General features: G+C 63.9%; 18 protein-coding genes. 10 read left to right on the top strand and 8 right to left on the bottom strand.

All coding sequences use genetic code 11. The annotated features are described in order from the left end of the window. Positions 1-132: 132 nt before the first annotated feature. Together PQR27_RS12945 and PQR27_RS12940 are read left to right on the top strand one after the other, a co-directional pair. Complete coding sequence (locus PQR27_RS12945) at positions 133-1,035, top strand: LysR family transcriptional regulator (protein ID WP_408524035.1); 903 nt, start codon at positions 133-135, stop codon at positions 1,033-1,035. A gap of 169 nt (positions 1,036-1,204) precedes the next feature. Next, a complete protein-coding gene (locus PQR27_RS12940) occupies positions 1,205-1,639 on the top strand; it encodes a universal stress protein (RefSeq protein WP_408524034.1) in 435 nt (144 codons plus the stop codon). A 206-nt stretch (positions 1,640-1,845) separates the two neighbouring features. Here the strand turns inward: PQR27_RS12940 and aceA are convergent, their stop codons facing one another. From aceA to PQR27_RS12925, 3 genes are all read right to left on the bottom strand, one after another. Then, positions 1,846-3,150 carry an isocitrate lyase gene (gene aceA / locus PQR27_RS12935; protein ID WP_408524033.1) on the bottom strand — a complete coding sequence of 435 codons (1,305 nt, stop codon included), beginning with the start codon at positions 3,148-3,150 and terminating at the stop codon, positions 1,846-1,848. Positions 3,151-3,594: 444 nt separating this feature from the next. Then, on the bottom strand, positions 3,595-5,232 hold the full coding sequence (locus tag PQR27_RS12930; protein ID WP_408524032.1) for a DEAD/DEAH box helicase: 1,638 nt from the start codon (positions 5,230-5,232) through the stop codon (positions 3,595-3,597). A 438-nt stretch (positions 5,233-5,670) separates the two neighbouring features. After that, on the bottom strand, positions 5,671-5,940 hold the full coding sequence (locus tag PQR27_RS12925; RefSeq protein WP_408524031.1) for an acyl-CoA-binding protein: 270 nt from the start codon (positions 5,938-5,940) through the stop codon (positions 5,671-5,673). Positions 5,941-6,855: 915 nt separating this feature from the next. Here PQR27_RS12925 and tsaB point away from each other — a divergent pair. From tsaB to PQR27_RS12905, 4 genes are read left to right on the top strand one after another with little or no spacing between them, the layout of a single operon-like run. Further along, complete coding sequence (gene tsaB / locus PQR27_RS12920; protein WP_408524030.1) at positions 6,856-7,653, top strand: tRNA (adenosine(37)-N6)-threonylcarbamoyltransferase complex dimerization subunit type 1 TsaB; 798 nt, start codon at positions 6,856-6,858, stop codon at positions 7,651-7,653. Continuing rightward, a complete protein-coding gene (gene rimI, locus PQR27_RS12915; protein ID WP_408524029.1) occupies positions 7,653-8,147 on the top strand; it encodes a ribosomal protein S18-alanine N-acetyltransferase in 495 nt (164 codons plus the stop codon). The genes tsaB and rimI overlap by 1 nt, the downstream gene beginning before the upstream one ends. Continuing rightward, on the top strand, positions 8,134-9,279 hold the full coding sequence (locus tag PQR27_RS12910) for a uracil-DNA glycosylase family protein (RefSeq protein WP_408524028.1): 1,146 nt from the start codon (positions 8,134-8,136) through the stop codon (positions 9,277-9,279). The genes rimI and PQR27_RS12910 overlap by 14 nt, the downstream gene beginning before the upstream one ends. Continuing rightward, positions 9,279-10,274 (top strand): DUF1853 family protein, encoded by a 996-nt coding sequence (locus PQR27_RS12905; protein WP_408524027.1) that lies wholly within the window; start codon positions 9,279-9,281, stop codon positions 10,272-10,274. The genes PQR27_RS12910 and PQR27_RS12905 overlap by 1 nt, the downstream gene beginning before the upstream one ends. Positions 10,275-10,305: 31 nt before the next feature. On the opposite strand, the gene thiD is transcribed toward PQR27_RS12905, so the two are convergent. After that, positions 10,306-11,112, bottom strand: coding sequence for a bifunctional hydroxymethylpyrimidine kinase/phosphomethylpyrimidine kinase (thiD, locus tag PQR27_RS12900; RefSeq protein ID WP_408524026.1), 807 nt, complete (start codon positions 11,110-11,112; stop codon positions 10,306-10,308). 58 nt (positions 11,113-11,170) lie between these two features. Then, complete coding sequence (gene lplT, locus PQR27_RS12895; protein WP_408524025.1) at positions 11,171-12,478, bottom strand: lysophospholipid transporter LplT; 1,308 nt, start codon at positions 12,476-12,478, stop codon at positions 11,171-11,173. Positions 12,479-12,696: 218 nt separating this feature from the next. Here lplT and alr point away from each other — a divergent pair, with 218 nt between their 5' ends. The 3 genes from alr to PQR27_RS12880 all read left to right on the top strand — a co-directional run bounded on the left by alr (position 12,697) and on the right by PQR27_RS12880 (position 15,619). Then, positions 12,697-13,767, top strand: a complete 1,071-nt coding sequence (gene alr / locus PQR27_RS12890) for an alanine racemase (RefSeq protein WP_408524024.1) — start codon at positions 12,697-12,699, stop codon at positions 13,765-13,767. 52 nt (positions 13,768-13,819) lie between these two features. Beyond that, positions 13,820-15,196, top strand: a complete 1,377-nt coding sequence (gene radA, locus PQR27_RS12885) for a DNA repair protein RadA (protein WP_408524023.1) — start codon at positions 13,820-13,822, stop codon at positions 15,194-15,196. 144 nt (positions 15,197-15,340) lie between these two features. Beyond that, positions 15,341-15,619: a DUF2866 domain-containing protein gene (locus PQR27_RS12880; RefSeq protein WP_408524022.1), complete on the top strand. Its 279-nt coding sequence runs from the start codon at positions 15,341-15,343 to the stop codon at positions 15,617-15,619. A 44-nt stretch (positions 15,620-15,663) separates the two neighbouring features. On the opposite strand, the gene PQR27_RS12875 is transcribed toward PQR27_RS12880, so the two are convergent. After that, entirely contained in the window at positions 15,664-16,725 is a 1,062-nt protein-coding gene (locus tag PQR27_RS12875) for a CaiB/BaiF CoA transferase family protein (protein ID WP_408525480.1), read from the bottom strand. Positions 16,726-16,822: 97 nt separating this feature from the next. Then, positions 16,823-18,757, bottom strand: a complete 1,935-nt coding sequence (locus tag PQR27_RS12870; RefSeq protein WP_408524021.1) for an ATP-binding cassette domain-containing protein — start codon at positions 18,755-18,757, stop codon at positions 16,823-16,825. A gap of 135 nt (positions 18,758-18,892) precedes the next feature. Here PQR27_RS12870 and PQR27_RS12865 point away from each other — a divergent pair, with 135 nt between their 5' ends. Then, positions 18,893-19,390, top strand: coding sequence for a glutathione peroxidase (locus PQR27_RS12865; protein ID WP_408524020.1), 498 nt, complete (start codon positions 18,893-18,895; stop codon positions 19,388-19,390). Here the strand turns inward: PQR27_RS12865 and cls are convergent. Continuing rightward, complete coding sequence (gene cls, locus PQR27_RS12860) at positions 19,387-20,826, bottom strand: cardiolipin synthase (RefSeq protein ID WP_408524019.1); 1,440 nt, start codon at positions 20,824-20,826, stop codon at positions 19,387-19,389. The two genes, PQR27_RS12865 and cls, sit on opposite strands and share 4 nt — an antisense overlap. Positions 20,827-20,886 lie beyond the last annotated feature (60 nt).

Here is a 20,886-nt window from a genome sequence, read left to right as displayed (position 1 = left end):
TGATATGCGCTAAAAAAGAGGCTAAAGATCACTTGATCTTTTACTTTCATCCACCTAATCTGACGCGCACCGACCACTTTCCCGCAGCGCCTCCCGAGCGGACTTCCTTCGGGGCATTGCGGCTCCTCCCTTATGGACCGTTTCAAGCAGATCGAAACTTTCGTGACCGTCGCGGCCAAGGGTAGTCTGTCCGCCGCGGCATCGGCCGAAGGCGTCGCGCCCGCGATCATCGGTCGCCGCATCGACGCACTGGAGGAGCGCCTCGGCGTCAAGTTGCTGGTGCGCACCACCCGCAAGCTCACGCTGACCTTCGAAGGCTCCGCGTTTCTCGAAGACTGCCAGCGCGTCATTCACGACATGCAGAACGCCGAGGCCAGCGTGTCGGCGGGCGGCGTGAAGGCGAGCGGCCACTTGCGGCTGTCGGCGCCGGCCGGCTTCGGGCGCCGGCACGTTGCGCCGCTGGTGCCGGCCTTCACGGTTGCGCATCCGGACGTGTCGATCACGCTCGATCTGTCCGACCGGCTGGTTGATCTGGTCAACGAGGGTTTTGATTGCGCGGTGCGTCTCGGCGAGTTGCCGGACTCGTCGCTGGTCTCGCTCAAGCTCGGCGAAAACCGCCGCGTCTGCGTGGCCTCGCCCTCGTATCTGAGCCGGCGCGGCGCGCCACATACGCTGGCCGATCTTGCGCATCACAACTGCCTCGCGCTCGGTGCGAGCGCCAACCAGCAGCGCGGCTGGATGTTCCAGCAGGGCGACAAGGTCGTGTCGATCAAGGTGTCCGGCACGATGGAATGCTCGGATGGCGCGGTGCTGCACGAGTGGTGTCTCGATGGGTATGGGCTTGCGTGGCGCTCGTGGTGGGAGGTCGGTTCGGATATCGCGGCCGGACGGCTGGTGAGCGTGCTCGACGAATTCGCCGCGCCGCCGATCGGCATCCATGCGGTATTTCCGCAGCGCCGCCATTTGCCGCTGCGGGTCCGGCTGTTTCTGGACTTTCTCAAGCACACCTACGGGCATCCTGGTTACTGGGGCTGACGCTGGCCGCGTCCGGGCGACCGGCGCAGCGGGTTTCCGATATGCGGACAGACCCGGAGGTTTTTCTTACCGGCCATTTCGGCGCACTACAATCGATTGCAGTGGCTTGCATGCCGAGCCTTGTTGGACGCTGACACCGTGCTGCGCGCAGCCGGCGACGGAGGACATCATGTTCAGGCACATCCTGGTTCCGACCGATGGTTCAGACCTGTCGCGCAAGGCGATGGACGGCGCCATCGATCTCGCGCAGGCCGTCGGCGCACGCGTGACCGCCTACGCGTGTCTGCCGCAATATCCGTACTCGCCGTTCTCCGACGTGGTGATCGAGCCGCCGGTCGAATTCCTGCAGCGCAGCGAGCGCGAAGCGCAGGTGCATCTGCGCGAAGTCGAACTGGCCGCGCGCCGTGTGGGTGTGGCATTCGACAGTCGCACCAGCGTCCATCCCGCGCCGTATCTCGGCATCATCGAAGCGGCCGAGCAGGGCGGCTGCGACGTGATCTTCATGGCTTCGCACGGGCGGCGCGGTCTCGGCAGCCTGCTGATCGGCAGCGAAACGCAGCGCGTGCTCACGCATACGAAAATCCCGGTGATCGTGTATCGGTGATACGTGGCAAAAAAACGCGCCGGCGAATCAGCCGGCGTGCGGTGTGCGAGAGGCGCACGATCACTCGTGCAGGTTCTGTCTCCCAGATCCCGGCCTTCTGCGGCCTGTCGTATTCCTGATGGTTCTTCCTCCCTGACGGCGGCCCTCTGACGGGGCCGCTCTGATCAGTCTGCCTTGTCGTTCCTGCAATCAGACCGCGTGGTGAATTACGCGACCTTCTTGTCGAAGAACTGTTCGTCTTCCGTCGAGCCGTGCAGCGCGGTTGTCGATGCGTCGCGTTCGACCGTTTGCGTCACGGCGTCGAAGTAGCCGGTGCCGACTTCGCGCTGGTGCTTCACGGCGGTGAAGCCCTTGTCGGCCGCGGCGAATTCAGCCTGCTGCATTTCGACGAAAGCGGTCATCTGGTTGCGGGCATAACCGTGAGCCAGGTTGAACATCGAGTAGTTCAGCGCGTGGAAGCCGGCCAGCGTGATGAACTGGAACTTGTAGCCCATCGCGCCGAGTTCGCGCTGGAACTTGGCGATCGTCGCGTCGTCGAGATTCTTCTTCCAGTTGAACGACGGCGAGCAGTTGTACGACAGCAGCTGGTCCGGGAACTCCTTATGGATCGCGTCGGCGAATTTCTTCGCGAACTCGAGGTCCGGCTTGCCGGTTTCGCACCAGATCATGTCGGCGTACGGCGCATAGGCGAGGCCACGCGAGATCGCCTGTTCCAGACCCGGCTTCGTGCGATAGAACCCCTCCACCGTGCGTTCGCCCGTCAGGAATGGCTTGTCGTTGTCGTCGATGTCCGAGGTGACGAGGTCGGCGGCTTCAGCGTCCGTACGCGCCAGCAGGACGGTCGGCACGCCCGAGACGTCGGCGGCGAGGCGCGCGGCGGTCAGCTTGGCGATGTTTTCGCGGGTCGGCACGAGCACCTTGCCGCCCATGTGGCCGCACTTCTTCACCGAAGCAAGCTGGTCTTCAAAGTGGACGCCCGCCGCGCCGGCTTCGATCATCGCCTTCATCAGTTCGAATGCGTTCAGCACGCCGCCAAAACCGGCTTCAGCGTCGGCCACGATCGGCTGGAAGTAGTCGATGTAACCTTCGTCGCCCGGATTCTTGCCTTCCGACCACTGGATCTGGTCAGCGCGGGTCAGCGTGTTGTTGATGCGCTTCACGACGAGCGGCACCGAGTTCGCCGGGTACAGCGACTGGTCCGGGTACATTTCGCCGGCGACGTTCGCATCGCCCGCCACTTGCCAGCCCGACAGATAGATCGCCTTGAGGCCGGCCTTGACCTGTTGCATGGCCTGGTTACCGGTCAGCGCGCCCAGCGAGTTGACGAACGGCTCGTTGTTGACGCTTTCCCAGAGTTTTTCCGCGCCGCGCTTGGCGAGCGTGTGTTCAACTTGCACCGAACCGCGCAGACGCACCACATCTTCAGCCGTGTAGGTGCGCTTGATGCCCTTCCAGCGCGGATCGGTTGCCCATTGTTGCTGGAGTTGCTGTGCTTGTTGTTCGCGGGTCATGGTGTGCTCCTTGGTTGCCTGTTAGATGTGAACTCTTTCTTCGTCGAAGCGGCTGGCCGGTTGGGCGTTTCGTTTCGTGAAGTCTTGTATAAGAGTCTAGGCAAATCGATCGCCGCGCAACAGTCGCCGGGAAGCGTCTTTTGAATATTTATTGTTATTTAAAATCAGTGTGTTATGAAGTTCGTTCCGCATTAAGAAACGTCTTCTTCCATCTTGCAATAGGTGTTCTTGTGCCGTGCAGCACGATTTTTTACGACGCAAAAAAATTTTCCACATCGTGAAATATGGGCGTTGACCAGCCATTGGCCACTCATTGACCACCGTACGGGCGAAAAAAAACCGGCGCCTGAGCACCGGTTTCTTTCGACTAACGGACGGCGCGGGGCCGTCCAGGTCATTTCAAGCTGATTTCCGCGTTACTTCAACTGCACGTTGGGCCGCTAATTAGCTGCCGCGACGTGCCGTACGGGGACCATCGCTGCGGCGTGCGCCGTAGCCGCCGTCACGCGAGCCGCCGTAGCCTTCGCGCGAACCGCCACCGAAGCCGCCTTCACGCGAACCGCCGCCAGCCGACTTGCCGGCCCAGCCGCCGCCATTGCCGCTACCGCTGCGCGAACCGCCGCCGTTACCGGCCGGCTTGCCAGCGCCGCTGCCGCTACCGAAGCGACGGCCACCGCCGTTGCCACCGCCCGGACGGCCACGGCCGCCGAAGCCAGGACGGCCACCGCCTGACGGAGCCGACTTGCGCGGCTCGAAGCCTGCAACGACGTTGACCGGCAGCGGGGTGCGCACGAAGCGCTCGATGCGCTTCAACGCGCCTTGTTCGGCGTGATGCACGAGGCTCACGGCGATGCCCGAGCGACCAGCACGGCCGGTACGGCCGATACGGTGCACGTAGTCTTCAGCGAACTTCGGCAGGTCGTAGTTGAACACGTGCGTGATGCCCGGGATGTCGATACCGCGAGCGGCGACGTCCGTTGCCACCAGCACGCGCACACGGCGCTCGCGCAGGGCGCGGATGGTGCGGTTACGTGCGCCTTGCGGCAGATCGCCGTGGAGCGCTGCCGATTCGAAACCGGCGTCGGCCAGACGGCCGGCCAGTTGGTCCGCGTCCATTTTGGTTGCTGTGAAGACGATAGCCTGGTCGAGGCCCTCGTCACGCAGCAAATGGTCGAGCAGACGATCCTTGTGATCGCGGTCGTCAACATAGTGGACGGTTTGCGCGATGTTGGTGCGCTGTTCGAGGCGTTGAACGATCTCGATACGTTCCGGATCCTTCAGCAGGCGGCCGGTCAGCGAGCTGATCTTGCCGTCGAGCGTAGCCGAGAACAGCATGGTTTGACGCGAAGCCGGCGTAGCCGCGACGATCGTTTCGATGTCTTCGATGAAGCCCATGTCCAGCATGCGGTCGGCTTCGTCGAGCACGAGGATCTGCAGTTGCGACAGATCGATACGGCCGCGTTCCAGGTGGTCGATCAGACGGCCCGGCGTAGCAACCAGGATTTCCGGGTTCTTTGCCAGCAGCATCAGTTGTTGACCGTAAGCGACGCCGCCCAGGATGCTGACGGTGCGCAGACGCTTCAGGTGCTTGCCGTACGTGGCAGCGGCGGTGGTGACCTGCATGGCGAGTTCGCGGGTCGGCGTCAGAACAAGCATAGTCGGACGGGCAACCGGTTGCGGGCGGCGCGTGCGGGCGCCGTCAGCCGGACGCGGCTCACGCGGCTGGCTGGCTTGTGCTTTTTGCAGTTGCGAGAAACGTTCGATAGCGGGCAGCATGAACGCGGCGGTCTTGCCCGAACCGGTCGGGCTCGAGACCATCAGATCGCGGCCGGCGATGCCAGCGGGGATCGCGCGTTGCTGAACCGGAGTCGGGTTCTGATAACCAGCGGCGGTCAGGGCGGAGACGACATCCGCCGAGAGACCGAGCGACGCGAACGACGGGCCGGCCGGTGCTGCGGCTTCTGCGGCGACAGCTTCCGGAGCGGCAGCAACAACTGCGGCTTGTGCGGGGGTGTCGGCGAGACCGAGGGCTTGGTCGGCGATGGCGTTCAACGGGCTGCTGGGGGTATTGCTCGAAGTCATGAGAATCCTTGGTAAATCCTTGGTACACACGGAATTAAAACGTCGGCGCCAATCGGCATACCCAAGTCGTCGGATTCAGCGAGCAAAGAAGCAGCGAGCAAATCGAAAAACGGGGGCAGCTCGCGACAATGAAGGCGAGCTTTTCGTTAGAAGCTGTATCGGATGCGACATGCCAACACGGCGTGCCGCCAGCCTGGGACATGATCGCCCGTAGGGGGCTAGGCAGGAGGGGACAGGTTCTAAACTGGATTGGAGCAAAACGCTACGAGGCGCTGCGCCGCAAAGGCCGCTAGAGGAAAGCCGGGCAAAGCAGTGAAGCGCAGGCAGCATTGTATAGGGTTTTGTTGCACTGCGCCACTATTAGGACATTTCCTGGCGGAAATTGTGGGATCGACATGAACCGGTCACGGGGCCGGTGTCGTCGCCATGCGGTGGGGTTCAGGCGGAAGCGCCGCTTTTCAGGGATTCGACGAGGTCGACGTATTGCTGTTTTGCGGTGTCTTGTGCAGTGCCTTTCAGGGCGGCCCATGCGTCGTATTTGTATTTGCCGACGATGTCGGTGAAGCCGGGCTTGTCGCCGTGGACGTCGCCCTCGGTGGCCTGCTTGAAGAGCGCGTAAAGGCGCAGGAGGGTGAGGTTGCCCGGACGCTCCGGGAGTTGCTTGACGTCTTCCTGCGATTGGGCGAATTGAGCGTTGATATCGGTCATTTGGGTTTTTTGCCCTCCGGGTGGGTTTGGGTTTTTTTGCTGCTGTTTCTGGTGGCCGATGATCATAGCAATTGGGGGCTGAGGCGGGGCTGAGGGGTTATTCCAAATGGAGTTGGGTTCGGTTTTTTGCCTACGGCGTTTTTTTGGCCTTTCCTTGTTTGCTTATTGGTCTATTAGCGTTCCCCCTGTGCGGGGGGGCACCTACTTTTCTTTGTCCACCAAGTGGACTTCCTTCGGGGCGCCGGCCGCAAAGAAAAGTAGGCAAAAGAAAGCGGCTCAAACCGCTAACTCTTAAGCAGGTCCCCTGGCTTGGAGGGGATTGTGGTGCGATTAACGGATCACACCGCGGTCCATTAGGGCCAGTGACACAGCCATCATCCGCTCCCACTCCGCACTGCGTGCGTCGCGGACGGGTTCGCGAGGGAAACCGGGTGCTTCGTTTGACCGCGGTGGGGGCCATCGGCTTCGCCTCGGCGAGCCGCTGAAAAACACGGATGGTTTTGGAAGTGCTGGTGTCAGCACCAAAGTAAGCGAGCCAGCGCATTGGGCAAGCCGCATATGTAAATCCGGGGGGCGGTTTGATGAAGTACCGCCTCGGCGCGCGCAGCGCCGCCGGAAGCATGACGGCCTGGTCACTCAGGCGGGAAGGTGCGCGGGCCCAATCTCTACGGAGCCACTACACCCTCCAAGCCAGGAGACTCGCTTAAGAGTTGGCGGTTTGAGCCGCTTTCTTTTGCCTACTTTTCTTTGCGGCAGGCAAAGAAAAGTAGGTGCCCCCCCGCACAGGGGGAACGCTAATAAACCAGAAACAAAACAAGGAAAGGCCACCGTCGCAGGCAGAGGAAAATGCCGCCGCCAAAGGCAAAAAAGACCAAAACCCCATCGGCACGCGCAGCGCCTATTACAATACGCCTCATGACTCAAACAGTGCTCCTCGCCCTCGATACTTCGACTGAATTCTGCTCGGTAGCGCTGCTATCCGCCACCAGCGAACCATCGCCCGACGCTCCAGCGGGACCCCACCTTTGGGTCCGCCACGAGCAAACCGGCGCAGTCTCCAGCACGCGCCTGCTCCCCGCAATTCGCGAACTCTTCGCCGAAGCCGGTCTGCAACTGGCCGCCTGCAACGCCATCGCCTTCGGTTCCGGCCCCGGTTCGTTCACCGGACTTCGCACCGCAACAGGTGTCGCACAAGGCCTCGCGTTCGGCCTGAATCTGCCCGTCGTGCCGGTCAGCACCTTGCTAGCCTGCGCGGAAAGCGCCCGGCTACGCGATCCGTCGGCCACCCGGGTGCTCGCCGCCCTCGACGCCCGCATGGACGAAGTCTATTGGGCCGACTACGCATGGGACGACGCACAAGGCGAATGGCGCACGCTTCACCCGGCTTCGCTCGATGCGCCCGATCGCCTTGTCTTGCCCGACACGCCCTTTACACTCGCCGGCAATGCCGCCGCGGCCTTCGGCGCGCGTCTGCCCGCGCTCGCCGCGGCGCGGACCGTCGACGGCGAAGCGCTCCCGCATGCGTTGCCAGTCGCGTATGCCGCGCTGCGCGCGTTCCGCGCCGGTCGCACGGTGCCCGCCGACCAGGCCGCCCCGGAATACATCCGCGACAAAGTCGCCCAGACCACCGCCGAGCGCGTCGCCGAAAAAGCCGCCAAGGCGGAGCAGGCCGCGAAGGTCGCGCACGACGCGCAGCAGGGCGAGGGCCGGTGATGAGCGGCGTGTTGCTAGCGGACCGCTACATGTCGCCCATGACCGATGGCGATCTGGACGAAGTGGCGGCCATCGAAAAAATTGCTTACGAATTCCCCTGGAGCCGCGGTAATTTCGGCGACTCGCTGCGCAACGGCTATTTCGGCATCTGCCTGCGTCATGTGACTGGCGCGCTGATCGGCTACTGCGTGCTGATGCCGGTTGTCGATGAAATGCATCTGCTCAATTTATGCGTGACGCCCGCCGCGCAGGGCGCCGGTGCCGGGCTCTCGCTGTTGCGCGAAGCCGTGCGCATCACGCGCGCCGAAAAACTCGACGGTCTGCTGCTGGAAGTGCGGCCGTCAAATCATCGGGCGATCCGGCTCTACGAACGCTTCGGCTTTACGTCGATAGGCCGGCGCAAAAACTATTATCCGGCGCGGCACCGCAGCCGGGAGGACGCCATCGTGATGCGTTTCTCATTTGCCACGGAGGGCGCGGATGGCGCTGCATGAATCGGTACTGGAAGAGTTCGGACTCGCGCCATTGTGGGTGCGTCGCGGCATGGCGTCGCCCCAGCAACCCGTCGCTGGAGACGTCGCCGCGGATGACGCTGCGGTCTCGCCGGCAAAGATAGTCGACCGGGCCGGGCCGCGCGTGAGCGCGCCTGAGTCGTCCGCATCAGTCGACGAACACGACGACCGGCGGCCCGCGATGCCAGCCGGCGAGGGTCAGCAAGCCGCTTCCGTGAAAGCGCCAGTTGAACGTCGGGCGCCAGTTCGCATGGACGAAATGCAGCAGCCGGCCCAGACGCAGAACCAGCTTGAGCGCCAGGCACCGGTGCGCGCGAACGAGTCTTCGCGAGCTGGGCAGGGGCAGCGACTCGACGAACGTCGCGCACCTCCCGAGCAGAGCGAAGCTCGCCCGCCCGCACAGCAGCCTCGCGAGCCTGAACCACAGGCATTCGACGCTCCATCCGACGACGATTTCGCCTGGTTCGACGATCTGCCCGCCCATCCGCCCGGCGAAACGCACCGCGAGGCCCCGCAACCACCGGCGATCCAGACGCTCGATTGGAACGCGTTGAGCGAACGCGTCGCGGCCTGCCAACTCTGCCGCCTGTGCGAGAAACGCACGAACACGGTATTCGGTGTCGGCGACCGCAATGCCGACTGGATGCTGATCGGCGAAGCGCCCGGCGAGAACGAAGACCGTCAGGGCGAGCCGTTCGTCGGTCAAGCCGGCAAGCTGCTGGACAACATGCTGCGTTCGCTCGCGCTCGCACGCGACACCAACGTCTACATCGCTAACGTCATCAAGTGCCGCCCGCCTGGCAACCGCAATCCCGAGCCGGACGAAGTCGCGCGTTGCGAACCGTATTTGCAACGCCAGGTGGCGCTGGTCAAGCCGAAGCTGATCGTCGCGCTCGGTCGCTTCGCCGCGCAAAGTCTGCTGAAGACGGAGGCGAGCATTTCGTCGCTGCGCGGCCGCGTGCACGAATACGAGGGCGTGCCGGTAATCGTCACGTATCACCCGGCCTATCTGCTGCGCAGCTTGCCCGACAAGGCGAAGGCCTGGGCCGATCTGTGCCTCGCGCGCGACACGTGGCGCGCGGCGGGCGGCGCCGCACCGAACGACGCGAAGTGATGCCTGTGACCGGGCCGGGCGCTCGTCACGTCGCGGCCGACCCATCCGCCGGATTGCTCGACGCGCTTCTCCCCTCCTTGCGCGACCCGCTCGTGCGTGATCTCGCGTGGTTGCTGCTGAGCGCCGATTTGTTGCGGGCACAACCACCCGTCGGCGTGCTCGCCCATCCGTTCGACACGCCCGATGAAGCCACGGCAACACTCGCCTGGTTGCGCGCGCTCGACGCCGATCCGGTCGAATTGCATCGCGACCTCATGGCCACGCGCATTACGCGTCTGGGCCGGTACGCCGAACGTCTGCTCGCATGGTTTCTTCAGCATGGGCCGGCCGCGCGCCTGGTGGCGGCCGGCGTCCCGCTGCGGCGCGCGGGCGTGACGCTGGGCGAAGTCGACTTTCTGGTGCAGACGCAGCAGGGCGCGCGGTTGCATTGGGAGTTGGCCGTGAAGTGCTACCTGCATGCCGGCGAAAGCCGTGCGCAATTGGCGGACTACGTCGGCCCGAATCTGAAAGACCGTTTCGACCTGAAGCTCGCGCATGTGTTGAGCCATCAGTTGCCGCTGAGCGCGCGCGAAGAGTTTGCGTCGGTTGGCTATGTGGGTCCGTGGGCGCCGCGGATGTTCATCAAAGGATGGCTGTTCTACCGGCATGGCGAGATGCCGGCCGATCCCGTCGAGCTCGATCCGTCACACGGACGCGGCTGGTGGGTGACGCGCGGCGACTGGCCGGATTTCGCGGCCGCGCATGCGCAAAGCTGGCGTGTGCTGCCGCGGCTGGAATGGCTCGCGCCGCGGCGTCATGAACCCGGCGGAGCAGAGGCAGCAGGCATGGCGTTCGTCGACGCGCAAACGCTCGTGGCGCAACTTGCGCATCTGCATGGGCCGACGATGGTTGCCGCATTTACTCACGACAGCGCCGGCAATCGCATTGAACGCTCGCGTGGTTTCATCGTCCCGGACGAATGGCCGCAGCAGGCGCAGGCCTACGCTCGGCAATAGGCGAAGCCGACCTCAGCGGCTCGCCAGCTTCTCACCACCAGCGGTAAAAATGATGCACAGGCCCGACGCCGCTGCCGACGTCGAGCAGATCGCTCGCCTGCAACGCGCCGGTCAGATAGAGCTTCGCATCGGCGACGGCGCTCGCCAGATCGCTCCGTTGCGGAATCAGCGCGGCAATCGCCGACGACAACGTGCAGCCTGTGCCATGCGTATTCTTCACCGGCACGCGCGGGCCGCCCAGGCGCAGTGTGCCGCTGTCCTGCACCAGCCAGTCGGGACTGTCCGCCGCGCTCAGATGGCCGCCTTTCATCAGCACCGCGCGCGCGCCGAGCGCACGCAGCGCTTCGCCTTGCGCGATCATGCCGGCTTCGTCGGTCGCGGCGCTCACGCCAAGCAGCGCGGCCGCTTCTGGCAGATTGGGCGTCAGCAGACTGGCGAGCGGCAGCAGCTCTTCACGCACCACCGCGACGGCATCAGGCAGCAGCAACGCGTGATTGCTCTTCGAAATCATCACCGTGTCGAGCACGATGTGTTTCGGTTTGTGGCGCCGCAGCGCATCGGCAACCGCGCGCGCGATCGGCGCGTTCGCGAGCATGCCGATCTTCACGGCGTCGATGCGGATGTCGTCGAATACAGCATCGAGCTGCGCGGTGATGAAGTCCGGGTCGGGCGTGTGGATGGCCGTGACGCCGCGAGTGTTCTGCGCCGTGAGCGCGGTAATCACGCTCGCGCCATAGACGCCGAGCGCCGAGAAAGCCTTCAGATCGGCCTGAATACCGGCGCCGCCGCCGGAATCGGAACCGGCGATCGTCAGCACGTTGGAAATGGGTTGAGTCATGGCAAAGCGGGAGTGAGGGAAGGCGCGGGCGGCCGGACGAATCCGGGCACGCCGCGGGTCAGTGCTTGACTTCGCCGATCAGCGCGACCGAGTCGAACGCGCGCTGGTTCGCCTGGTGGCGACGCATCACGAACCACATCATCAGACAGACGAAGGTGCCGAACAGCACGATCACTGCCGCGACCGGTACGTCGAGCCACACCAGTACCGCGTACAGGCACAGCATCACCAGCACCGAGAGATTCTCGTTGAAATTCTGCACGGCAATCGAGTGACCGGCCGACAGCAGCACGTGCCCGCGATGCTGGAGCAGCGCGTTCATCGGCACGACGAAAAAGCCTGACAGGCCGCCGACGATCATCAGGAAGATATACGCGACGATCAGATAACCCGGCACATGCACGCGGCCGAAATACAGACCCCAGTGCGCGGGGAACATGTTGCGCGTGTAGAACGCCATCAGCATCACGGCGATACCCATCATGATGCCGACCGGCAGGACCGACAGCGACTTCTTCAAAGGCACGCGCGAGGCCGCGAAGATCGCGCCGGCCGCCACGCCGACAGCCACCACCGCCTGCAGGATCGCAGCCTCGGAGAGCGACATGTTGAGCGACACCTCGGCCCACTTCAGCACGATGAACTGCAGTGTCGCGCCGGCGCCCCAGAACAGCGTTGTCACGGCAAGCGAGATCTGACCGAGCTTGTCACGCCACAGGACGAGAAAACAGTCGGCGAAATCGGTAACGAGCTTGATCGGGCCGCGTTCCTGTTTCGGATAACGCGCGCCGGTGTCGGGAATGCGCAGATTGAAGAGCGCGGCGATCACATAGATCGCCATGATCACCAGCATCGCCGCTTCAGCGGGCGTATTGACGGTGGGAATGTGATACTTAAGGATCGGCGCGGCAATATGCGGACTGATCAGGGCGCCGCCGAGCACGGTGCCGAGAATGATCGAGCCGACGGTCGTGCCTTCGATCCAGCCGTTCGCGGCGACCAGCCGGTCAGGTGGCAGCAGTTCGGTGAGAATGCCGTATTTGGCGGGCGAGTAGGCCGCCGCGCCAAAGCCGACGATCCCATAAGCGAGCAGTGGGTGCGCGCCGACCAGCATCGTGATGCAACCGACCACCTTGATGGTATTGGTGATGAACATCACGCGCCCTTTCGGACGGGAGTCGGCGAAGGCGCCCACGAAGGCGGCAAGGACGACGTACGACAGCACAAAGAACAGCTTGAGCAGCGGCGTCATCCAGTTCGGGGCGTGAAGATCTTTCAGCAGTGCGATAGCAGCGATCAGAAGCGCATTGTCGGCCAGCGACGAAAAAAACTGCGCGGCCATGATGGTGTAAAAGCCTTTTTTCATCTGATGCGATGCTGTCCTCGCTGCGGTCTGTCCGCCCCGGCCGCTGGTTGAGCGTCCGGGCTTATGCCGTTCGAAATGGGTTGTGCGCACGGCTTTATATCACGAAAATAGCTGGATTCGGACTAGCAGAATCCTTGATCGCACCGCCCAGCGGGCTACCGAGCGCTGAAAACGCCCTGTAAGCTGCTGATTCGCAAGCGTCTTTACTAAAATTTCCCATGCCGCGCCCCCTTTCAGCCACGATTCACACCTCCGCACTCGCCAATAATCTCGCCGTCGCCCGGCGTTACGCGCCGAAATCCAAAATCTGGGCCGTCGTCAAGGCAAACGCCTACGGACATGGCCTCGCACGCGCTTTTCCAGGCTTGCGCGCAACTGATGGCTTTGGGTTGCTGGACCTCGAAGAAGCCGTGAAGTTGCGTGAATTGGGCTGGGCCGGCCCAATTTTGCTGCTCGAAGGCTTCTTTCGTCCGACCGATATCGACGTTATCGACCGCTACAGCCTGACCACCGCGCTGCATTCCGACGAGCAGTTGCGAATGCTGGAAATGGCGCGCCTGTCCAAGCCCGTCAATATCCAGCTGAAGATGAACACCGGCATGAACCGTCTCGGCTACACGCCGGACAAGTTCCGCGCCGCATGGGAGCGCGCGCGCGCCTGCCAGGGCGTTGGCCAGATCACCCTGATGACCCATTTCTCGGACGCCGACGGCGAGCGCGGTGTCGAACACCAGATGGAAGCATTCGAACGCGGTGCGCAGGGTATCGCCGGCGCGCGCAGTCTGGCGAACTCGGCGGCCACGCTGTGGCACCCGGCCGCGCACTTCGACTGGGTGCGCCCGGGCATCATCATGTATGGCGCGTCGCCCTCGGGCGTGACGGCGGCCATTGAGGGCACCGGCCTGCAACCGGCCATGACGCTCGCGTCGGAACTGATCGCCGTCCAGACCCTCACCGAAGGCCAGACGGTCGGTTACGGCTCGTCATTCAAGTCGCGCAGTTCGATGCGCATTGGCGTGGTGGCCTGCGGCTATGCCGACGGTTATCCGCGAGTCGCGCCGGAAGGCACGCCGGTGATCGTCGACGGCGTGCGCACGCGGGTCGTCGGGCGGGTGTCGATGGACATGCTGACAGTGGACCTGACGCCGATTCCAACGGCCAACGTCGGCTCGCGCGTCGAATTGTGGGGCAACTCGCTGCCGATCGACGACGTCGCGCAAGCCTGCGGCACAATCGGCTACGAGCTGATGTGCGCGGTCGCGCCGCGTGTACCGGTGCGCGCCGAGTAAGGCGCGGTAGCGGCCGGTTATTCCAATAGAACAGCAAGACAGGCAAGGGCGCGTGGCTAAACAGAAGACGTTGTACATCTGCAGTGAATGCGGCGGGCAATCGCCGAAATGGGCCGGGCAGTGCCCTTCATGCAATGCGTGGAACACGCTGGTGGAATCGGTGGCGGAAGCGCCGTCCACGCATCGCTTCCAGTCGCTCGCGAAGAGCGCGCCGGTGCGGCGTCTCGCCGATATCGAAGCGTCCGACGTGCCGCGCTTTTCCACCGGCGTGAGCGAATTCGATCGCGTGCTGGGCGGCGGCCTGGTGCCGGGCGGCGTGGTGCTGATCGGCGGCGACCCGGGGATCGGCAAATCGACGCTGCTGCTGCAGTCGCTCGCGGAAATCGCCGCGGACAAACGCGCGCTCTATATCAGCGGCGAAGAATCGGCGGCGCAGATTGCGTTGCGCGCGCAACGGCTTTCATTGCTGGAGCCCGGTTCGAAAGCCAGCGAGTTGCAGCTGCTCGCGGAAATCCAGCTCGAAAAAATCCAGGCGACCATCGCGGATCACCAGCCCGATGTCGCCGTGATCGACTCGATCCAGACGGTCTATTCCGACGCGCTGACCTCGGCGCCAGGTTCGGTCGCGCAGGTGCGCGAGTGCGCGGCGCAACTCACGCGTATCGCCAAGCAGTCGGGCACCACCATCATCATGGTCGGCCACGTGACCAAGGAAGGTGCGCTGGCGGGGCCGCGCGTGCTCGAGCACATCGTCGATACGGTGCTGTACTTCGAGGGCGACACGCACTCGTCGTATCGCCTCGTGCGCGCGATCAAGAACCGTTTCGGCGCGGTCAACGAACTGGGCGTTTTCGCCATGACCGAACGCGGTTTGCGCGGCGTTGCCAATCCGTCGGCGCTGTTTCTCTCGCAGCATGAGCAGTCCGTGCCCGGTTCATGCGTGCTGGTCACGCAGGAGGGCACCCGGCCGTTGCTGGTCGAGGTGCAGGCGCTGGTGGATGCGGCGAACGCGCCCAATCCGCGGCGGCTCGCCGTGGGCCTCGAGCAGAACCGGCTGGCCATGCTGCTGGCGGTGCTGCACCGGCATGCCGGCATCGCGTGTTTCGATCAGGACGTGTTCCTGAACGCCGTGGGCGGCGTCAAGATCACCGAGCCCGCCGCCGATCTCGCCGTGCTGCTCGCGATCCATTCGTCGATGCGCAACAAGCCGCTGCCCAAGGGCCTCGTGGTGTTCGGCGAAGTCGGGCTGGCAGGTGAGATCCGGCCTTCGCCGCGAGGTCAGGACCGCCTGAAGGAAGCCGCCAAGCTAGGTTTCTCGATTGCGCTGATTCCGAAGGCCAATGCGCCCAAACAGCCGATCGACGGCTTACAGGTCATCGCGGTCGAACGCATCGAACAGGCCATCGACCGGGTCCGCACGCTCGAATAGACGGGGCCGCGGCGCTTTCGGGCGCCGCGCGTCGCGTAATGGCCGGTAAATATCCCCATATTGGTTGTAACCTGGCCGACATCCCTTTTTTCTAAGCTGGGAGGGTTATTGCATCCCTTCTGATGCCGAAAAAAGGATCGCGTCTTGAAACAGTCATATGAAACCGTAGCCGAGCGGCCTATGCAGGTGCGCGGCTGCCGCGTCTCCGAGCCGATTCGCCAGCCTTGGGGCGGCGCTTGCCGGATTGTCGAATGGATCGACCCGGCGGGGCAGATTTCGCTGCGGGTGGTGGCCGAAGATGTAACGGCCGCAGAAGTGCGCGCCACTATCAACCGCCACGTGGAGGGCCGTAAACACCTGCTCTACGATGACGAAAAGACCCCGCGCCAGACCTTGCCGCGGCAAACGGCGGCGCGGCGCTGACCTGACACGCAGATATTGAGCTTCTGCCTGCGCGGGTCCTTGCCTTAACCGGCAATCATGCTGTCATCGCCATGAGCGGTGCTTTCGTCCGCGGTCGTCCAGGCTTGTGGATTGAACAGCGGGTGCTGGGCGGCTTCCGCGGCGGTCAACACGGGGGAGACGCAACAGTCGAGCGCTTCCAGCAACTGCACCCATTCCTCCAGCGGCTGCCTCGCGATCGTGTCGGCCAGTTCCTGCGTGAGGGCGACGGCATCCGGACCGCCGATCGCCTGGCCGAGGCTCCAGTGGCGCGTTGCCCACTCGGGCCGGTCCAGCGCCATACACAGCGTTTCCCAGAACTTCAGTTCGAGCGCGCCGACCGCGAGCCAGCGGTGATCGAGCGTCCGGTAGAGGTTGTAGCAGGGCACACCGCCGTTCAGCAGGCCCTGGCCCGCCGCCGGCGCCGCCCCTTCATTGGCGAGCGCGACTTGCGCGACGACGTTGTGCGCGTGCGTGGCATGCGTCATTGATACATCGACGAAGCGGCCAGCGCCGCCGCGCGACACGTGCCACAACGCGGCGAGAACCTGCGTGACCGCGCTCAGTGCACCGCCGAGCAGGTCGGCGATCTGGAAGTTCGGCAGGATCGGTGCGCCGTCGTGGCTTGTCAGCTGATCCAGCACGCCCGCATAGCCGATGTAGTTCAGATCGTGGCCGGCGTGGTCGGCAAACGGACCGCTCGTGCCATAACCACTGATCGCACAGTAGACGAGCCGGGGATTGACCACACGCAGGGTGTCGTAGCCGATGCCCAGACGCTCCATCACGCCGGGACGAAAGCTCTCGATCAGTACGTCCGCCTCCGCGGCGAGCGCCCGCAGCACGTTGCGTCCCGCTTCCGATTTGAGGTCGAGCCGCGTCTCGCGCTTGCCGCGATTGACGAGGCGATAAAACGCGCCGGGCCGGCCGGCCACACGGTCGCCTGACGACTGCATCATCGTGCGGGTGGGATCACCCGCACCGGGCGCTTCGATCTTCAGCACGTCGGCGCCCATTTCCGCGAGCCGCAACGCGGCGACCGGACCGGGCAGCAGACGCGTCAGATCAAGCACGCGCAGCCCTTGCAGCGCGGCGGGCGCTGCCACAGACGATGACACGGATGAAGTCGCAACTGGCAAGTCCCACCTCTCATCGATGCCGGCGCGGACCGGAAACAGCGTGCCGCTAGCCGATTTGTTCGAGTTCCTCGTGAGTCTCGAGCCATTCGGCCTCGAGCGCTTCGAGGCGCGCGTTCACATCTGCCTGACGGCGGATCGCCTCCGTCAGTTTGCTTTTTTGCTCAGGCTCATAACTCGCCGGATCGACGACGAATGCATCGAGCGTCGCCTTTTCCGCGTTGAGCGAGTCCATTTCCTTTTCGATCTTCGTGATGCGGCTTTGCAGCGGCTTTTTCAGATGCGCGAGCTTCTGACGTGTTTCCGCTTCCAGACGGCGCTGCTCCTTGCGATTGACGCCGTTATCCGCGCTCTCGGCATTGTTCGACACCGTGCCTGCCTTCAATGCGGCGCGCTGCTCAGCCGCATGCTGCAGCAACCAGTCGCGGTAGTCGTCGAGATCGCCGTCGAATTCCTGCAGGCGATGCTTCGCGACCAGCATGAACTGATCGGTGGTGGCGCGCAGCAGATGCCGGTCGTGCGACACCAGAATCAGCGTGCCTTCGAACTGCGCGAGCGCCATGGTCAGCGCGTGGCGCGTTTCGAGATCCAGGTGATTGGTCGGTTCGTCGAGCAGCAGCAGATTGGGTTTTTGCCAGATGATCAGCGCCAACGCGAGGCGGGCTTTCTCGCCGCCCGAGAAGGGGGCGATTTTTGCCGTGGCCATCTCGCCGGAAAAGTTGAAGCTGCCGAGGAAATCGCGCAGTTCCTGTTCGCGCGTGTCCGGCGCGAGCCGTGCGAGGTGCTGCAGCGGCGAGTCGTCGGGGCGCAGCGTTTCAAGCTGATGCTGCGCGAAGTAGCCGATGCGCAGGCCTTTGCCCTCGCGCACATGGCCGCCGAGCGCTTCGAGCGTGCCGGCGAGCGTCTTGATCAGCGTGGACTTGCCCTGGCCGTTCGCGCCGAGCAGGCCGATGCGCTGACCGTTCTGGATCGACAGCGTCACATGGTCGACGATCGGAATTTCGATGCCTTCGTTGCGGTAGCCGCAGCGCACGCCTTCCATCACCATCATCGGATTCGGCGCGGAATCGGGCGTGCGGAATTCAAACGTAAATGGCGAGGAGGCATGGGCCGGCGCGATCAGCTCCATCTTTTCCAGCGCCTTCACCCGGCTTTGCGCCTGGCGCGCCTTGGTGGCCTGCGCCTTGAAACGGTTGATGTAGCTCTGCAGATGCTCGACCGTGCGCTGCTGCTTCTCGTACGCGCTCTGCTGCAACGCAATCTGTTGCGCGCGCAACACTTCGAACTGCGAGTAGTTGCCGCCGTACCGCTTGACCTGCTGATACTCCAGATGCAGCGTGACATTGCAGACGGAATCGAGAAATTCGCGGTCGTGCGAGATCACGACCAGCGTACCCGGGTAACGGTTTAGCCAGTCTTCCAGCCAGACGATGGCGTCGAGGTCCAGGTGGTTGGTCGGTTCGTCGAGCAGCAGCAGGTCGGAGCGGCACATCAGCGCCTGCGCCAGATTCAGCCGCATGCGCCAGCCGCCAGAGAAACTACTGACCGGCTCGCGCGTCTGCTCCATGGTGAAACCCAGACCGAGCAACAGCGCCTCCGCGCGCGCCGGCGCCGTGTAGCCGTCGGCGTCCGCAAAGGCCGCGTGCGCTTCACCTTCGGCGGCGCCGTCATGCGCAGCGGAGGCAGAGGCAATGCACGCCTCGATCGCCCGCAACGCGGCGTCGCCGTCGAGGGTGTAGTCGAGCGCGGTTTTGTCCGCGGCGGGGGTTTCCTGGGCGACGTGGGCGATCTGCCAGTTCGGCGGGATCGAAAAATCGCCGCCGTCCGCGTGCAGTTCGCCGAGCAGCACGGCAAACAGGGTCGACTTGCCCGCGCCGTTCGCCCCCACCAGGCCGGCCTTTTCGCCGGGATTGAGGGTGAATGTGGTGTTTTCGAAGAGCGGCTTGGTGCCGCGCGCGAGGCTGAACTGATTAAAGCGGATCACGAAGAGGCCGGCGGAAGAAAAACGCTATTTTAGACTGCCGGGGCTGACGCCGTGCGCTTAGCGGGGATCGGCCATTCGGCCGGCTGTACCGGCGAGGCATTTGGCTTAGACTAAAGGCTTTCCCGGGGAGAGCACATGACATCGATTTATTCGTTTTCGGCAAACACGCTGGGCGGCGAGGACGTGAGCCTCGAACGCTACCAGGGCAAGGTACTGCTGATCGTCAATACGGCAAGCGAATGCGGATTCACGCCGCAGTACGCAGGCTTGCAAAAGCTATTCGACACCTACGCGGCGCGCGGCCTCGCGGTGCTCGGTTTTCCGTGCAACCAGTTCGGCAAGCAGGAGCCGGGCGATGCCACGCAAATTGGCAGCTTTTGCGAAAAGAACTACGGCGTGACCTTTCCAATGTTTGACAAGGTCGACGTGAACGGCGCGAACGCGCATCCGCTATTTCGCTATCTGACGGGCGAGGCGCCCGGTTTGCTCGGACTGGAGGCGATCAAATGGAACTTCACCAAGTTCCTGATCGGCCGCGACGGCAGCGTGGTGAAGCGCTATGCGCCGCTGACCAAGCCCGAGGCGATTACCGAGGACATCGAAAAGCTGCTGCAAGCGGCGCCACGCGGTTAAAGGATCGGCGAGAACAGCCGCGCCACGTGCATCAGCACGCGCCGCAGCGCGCTCGCCCCCCGGTACTCGTTGCGGTCGATTTCGAGCGACAGGGCGAAGTCATTGAGCAGCATCGTCTCGACCTCTTTGGCAAAGCCGCGGTCCACGGTCAGCACCATGATCTCGAAGTTCAGCCTGAACGAGCGGTTGTCGAGATTGGCGCTGCCGATCGCGGCGGCCACGCTGTCGATCAGCACGACCTTCTGATGCAGGAAGCCCGGCTGGTAGCGGAAAATCCGGATGCCCGCGCGTAGCGAATCGTACGCATACAGTTTCGAGGCCTGGAATACGACCACGTGATCGCGCCGGCTTGGGATCAGAATGCGCACGTCCACGCCGCGCAGTGCGGCGAGCCGCAGCGCTGCAAACACTGCCTCGTCGGGCACGAGGTAGGGCGTGGTGATCCAGATCCGTTCGCGTGCCGCGTTGATCGCTTCGACGAAGAAGAGCGAGCAGGTCTCCTGCTTGTCGGCCGGACCGCTTGGCACCACGAGGCAATGCATGCCTTCGGCGGCCGGATCGAACGGCGGCATGTCGAATTCGGGCAACTGCTGGGTCGCCCAGTGCCAGTCCTCGGTGAACACAAACTGGATGCTGGCCACCGCCGGGCCGCGCACTTCGATATGCGTGTCGCGCCACGGCGAGAGTGGCGGCTTGCCACCGAGATATTCGACGCCCACATTGTGTCCGCCGACAAACGCGCGCTCGCCGTCGACCGAGACGATCTTGCGGTGATTGCGGAAGTTCAGTTGCAGCCGGTTGACGAAGCGGCGGTTGGTGGCGAACGGGTGCGTTTCCACGCCGCCCGCGCGCAGCGCCGCTACATAGCGGTGAGGCAGATCGTAACTGCCGATGCTGTCATACAGGAAGTAGACCCGCACGCCTTGCTGCGCTTTCGCGATCAGCGCGTCTTTGAGCATTTCGCCGAGCGCGTCGTCGCGCACGATGAAGAACTGCACGATCACATAGCGGCGCGCGTTTTCGATGGCGTCGAAAATCGCCTCAAAAGTGGCCTCGCCGTTCACCAGCGTGCGAACCGAGTTGCCGGGCAGGAACGGCATGCCGCCCAGACGCGTCAGCGAATGCACGAGACGCGGGCCCAGCGTCGTGGTGGGTACGCCGGCTGACGAAGCCTGCGTGTCCCATTCGGGAGGATGGGCGCGGGTCCGCAGCAATTCGTTCTCGACGCGGCGTGCATCCGCATAACCGGCAAATTTACTGCGGCCGAGGAACAGGTACGGCACCAGCGTCAGATACGGCATGGCGACCAGGGATACGGCCCACGCAATCGCGCCTTGCGATGTCCGGGTGTTCAGAATCGCGTGGCACGCCGCCACCACGCCGAGAATATGGGCGAGGGCGACCAGCGTGCCGATGTGAAGCAGGTCGAATTGCATAGGCGGGCGCAGGGTTGGCGAAGTGCTGCCGCGGCGGCCCGAAGGCGTCGCGGGCAGCCG

It is taken from the genome of Paraburkholderia fungorum (assembly GCF_046027215.1).
In the GTDB taxonomy this organism is placed as follows: domain Bacteria; phylum Pseudomonadota; class Gammaproteobacteria; order Burkholderiales; family Burkholderiaceae; genus Paraburkholderia; species Paraburkholderia fungorum_D.
Note: the sequence above shows the minus strand (reverse complement) of the source record. Positions and strands in the feature narration are given on the sequence as shown.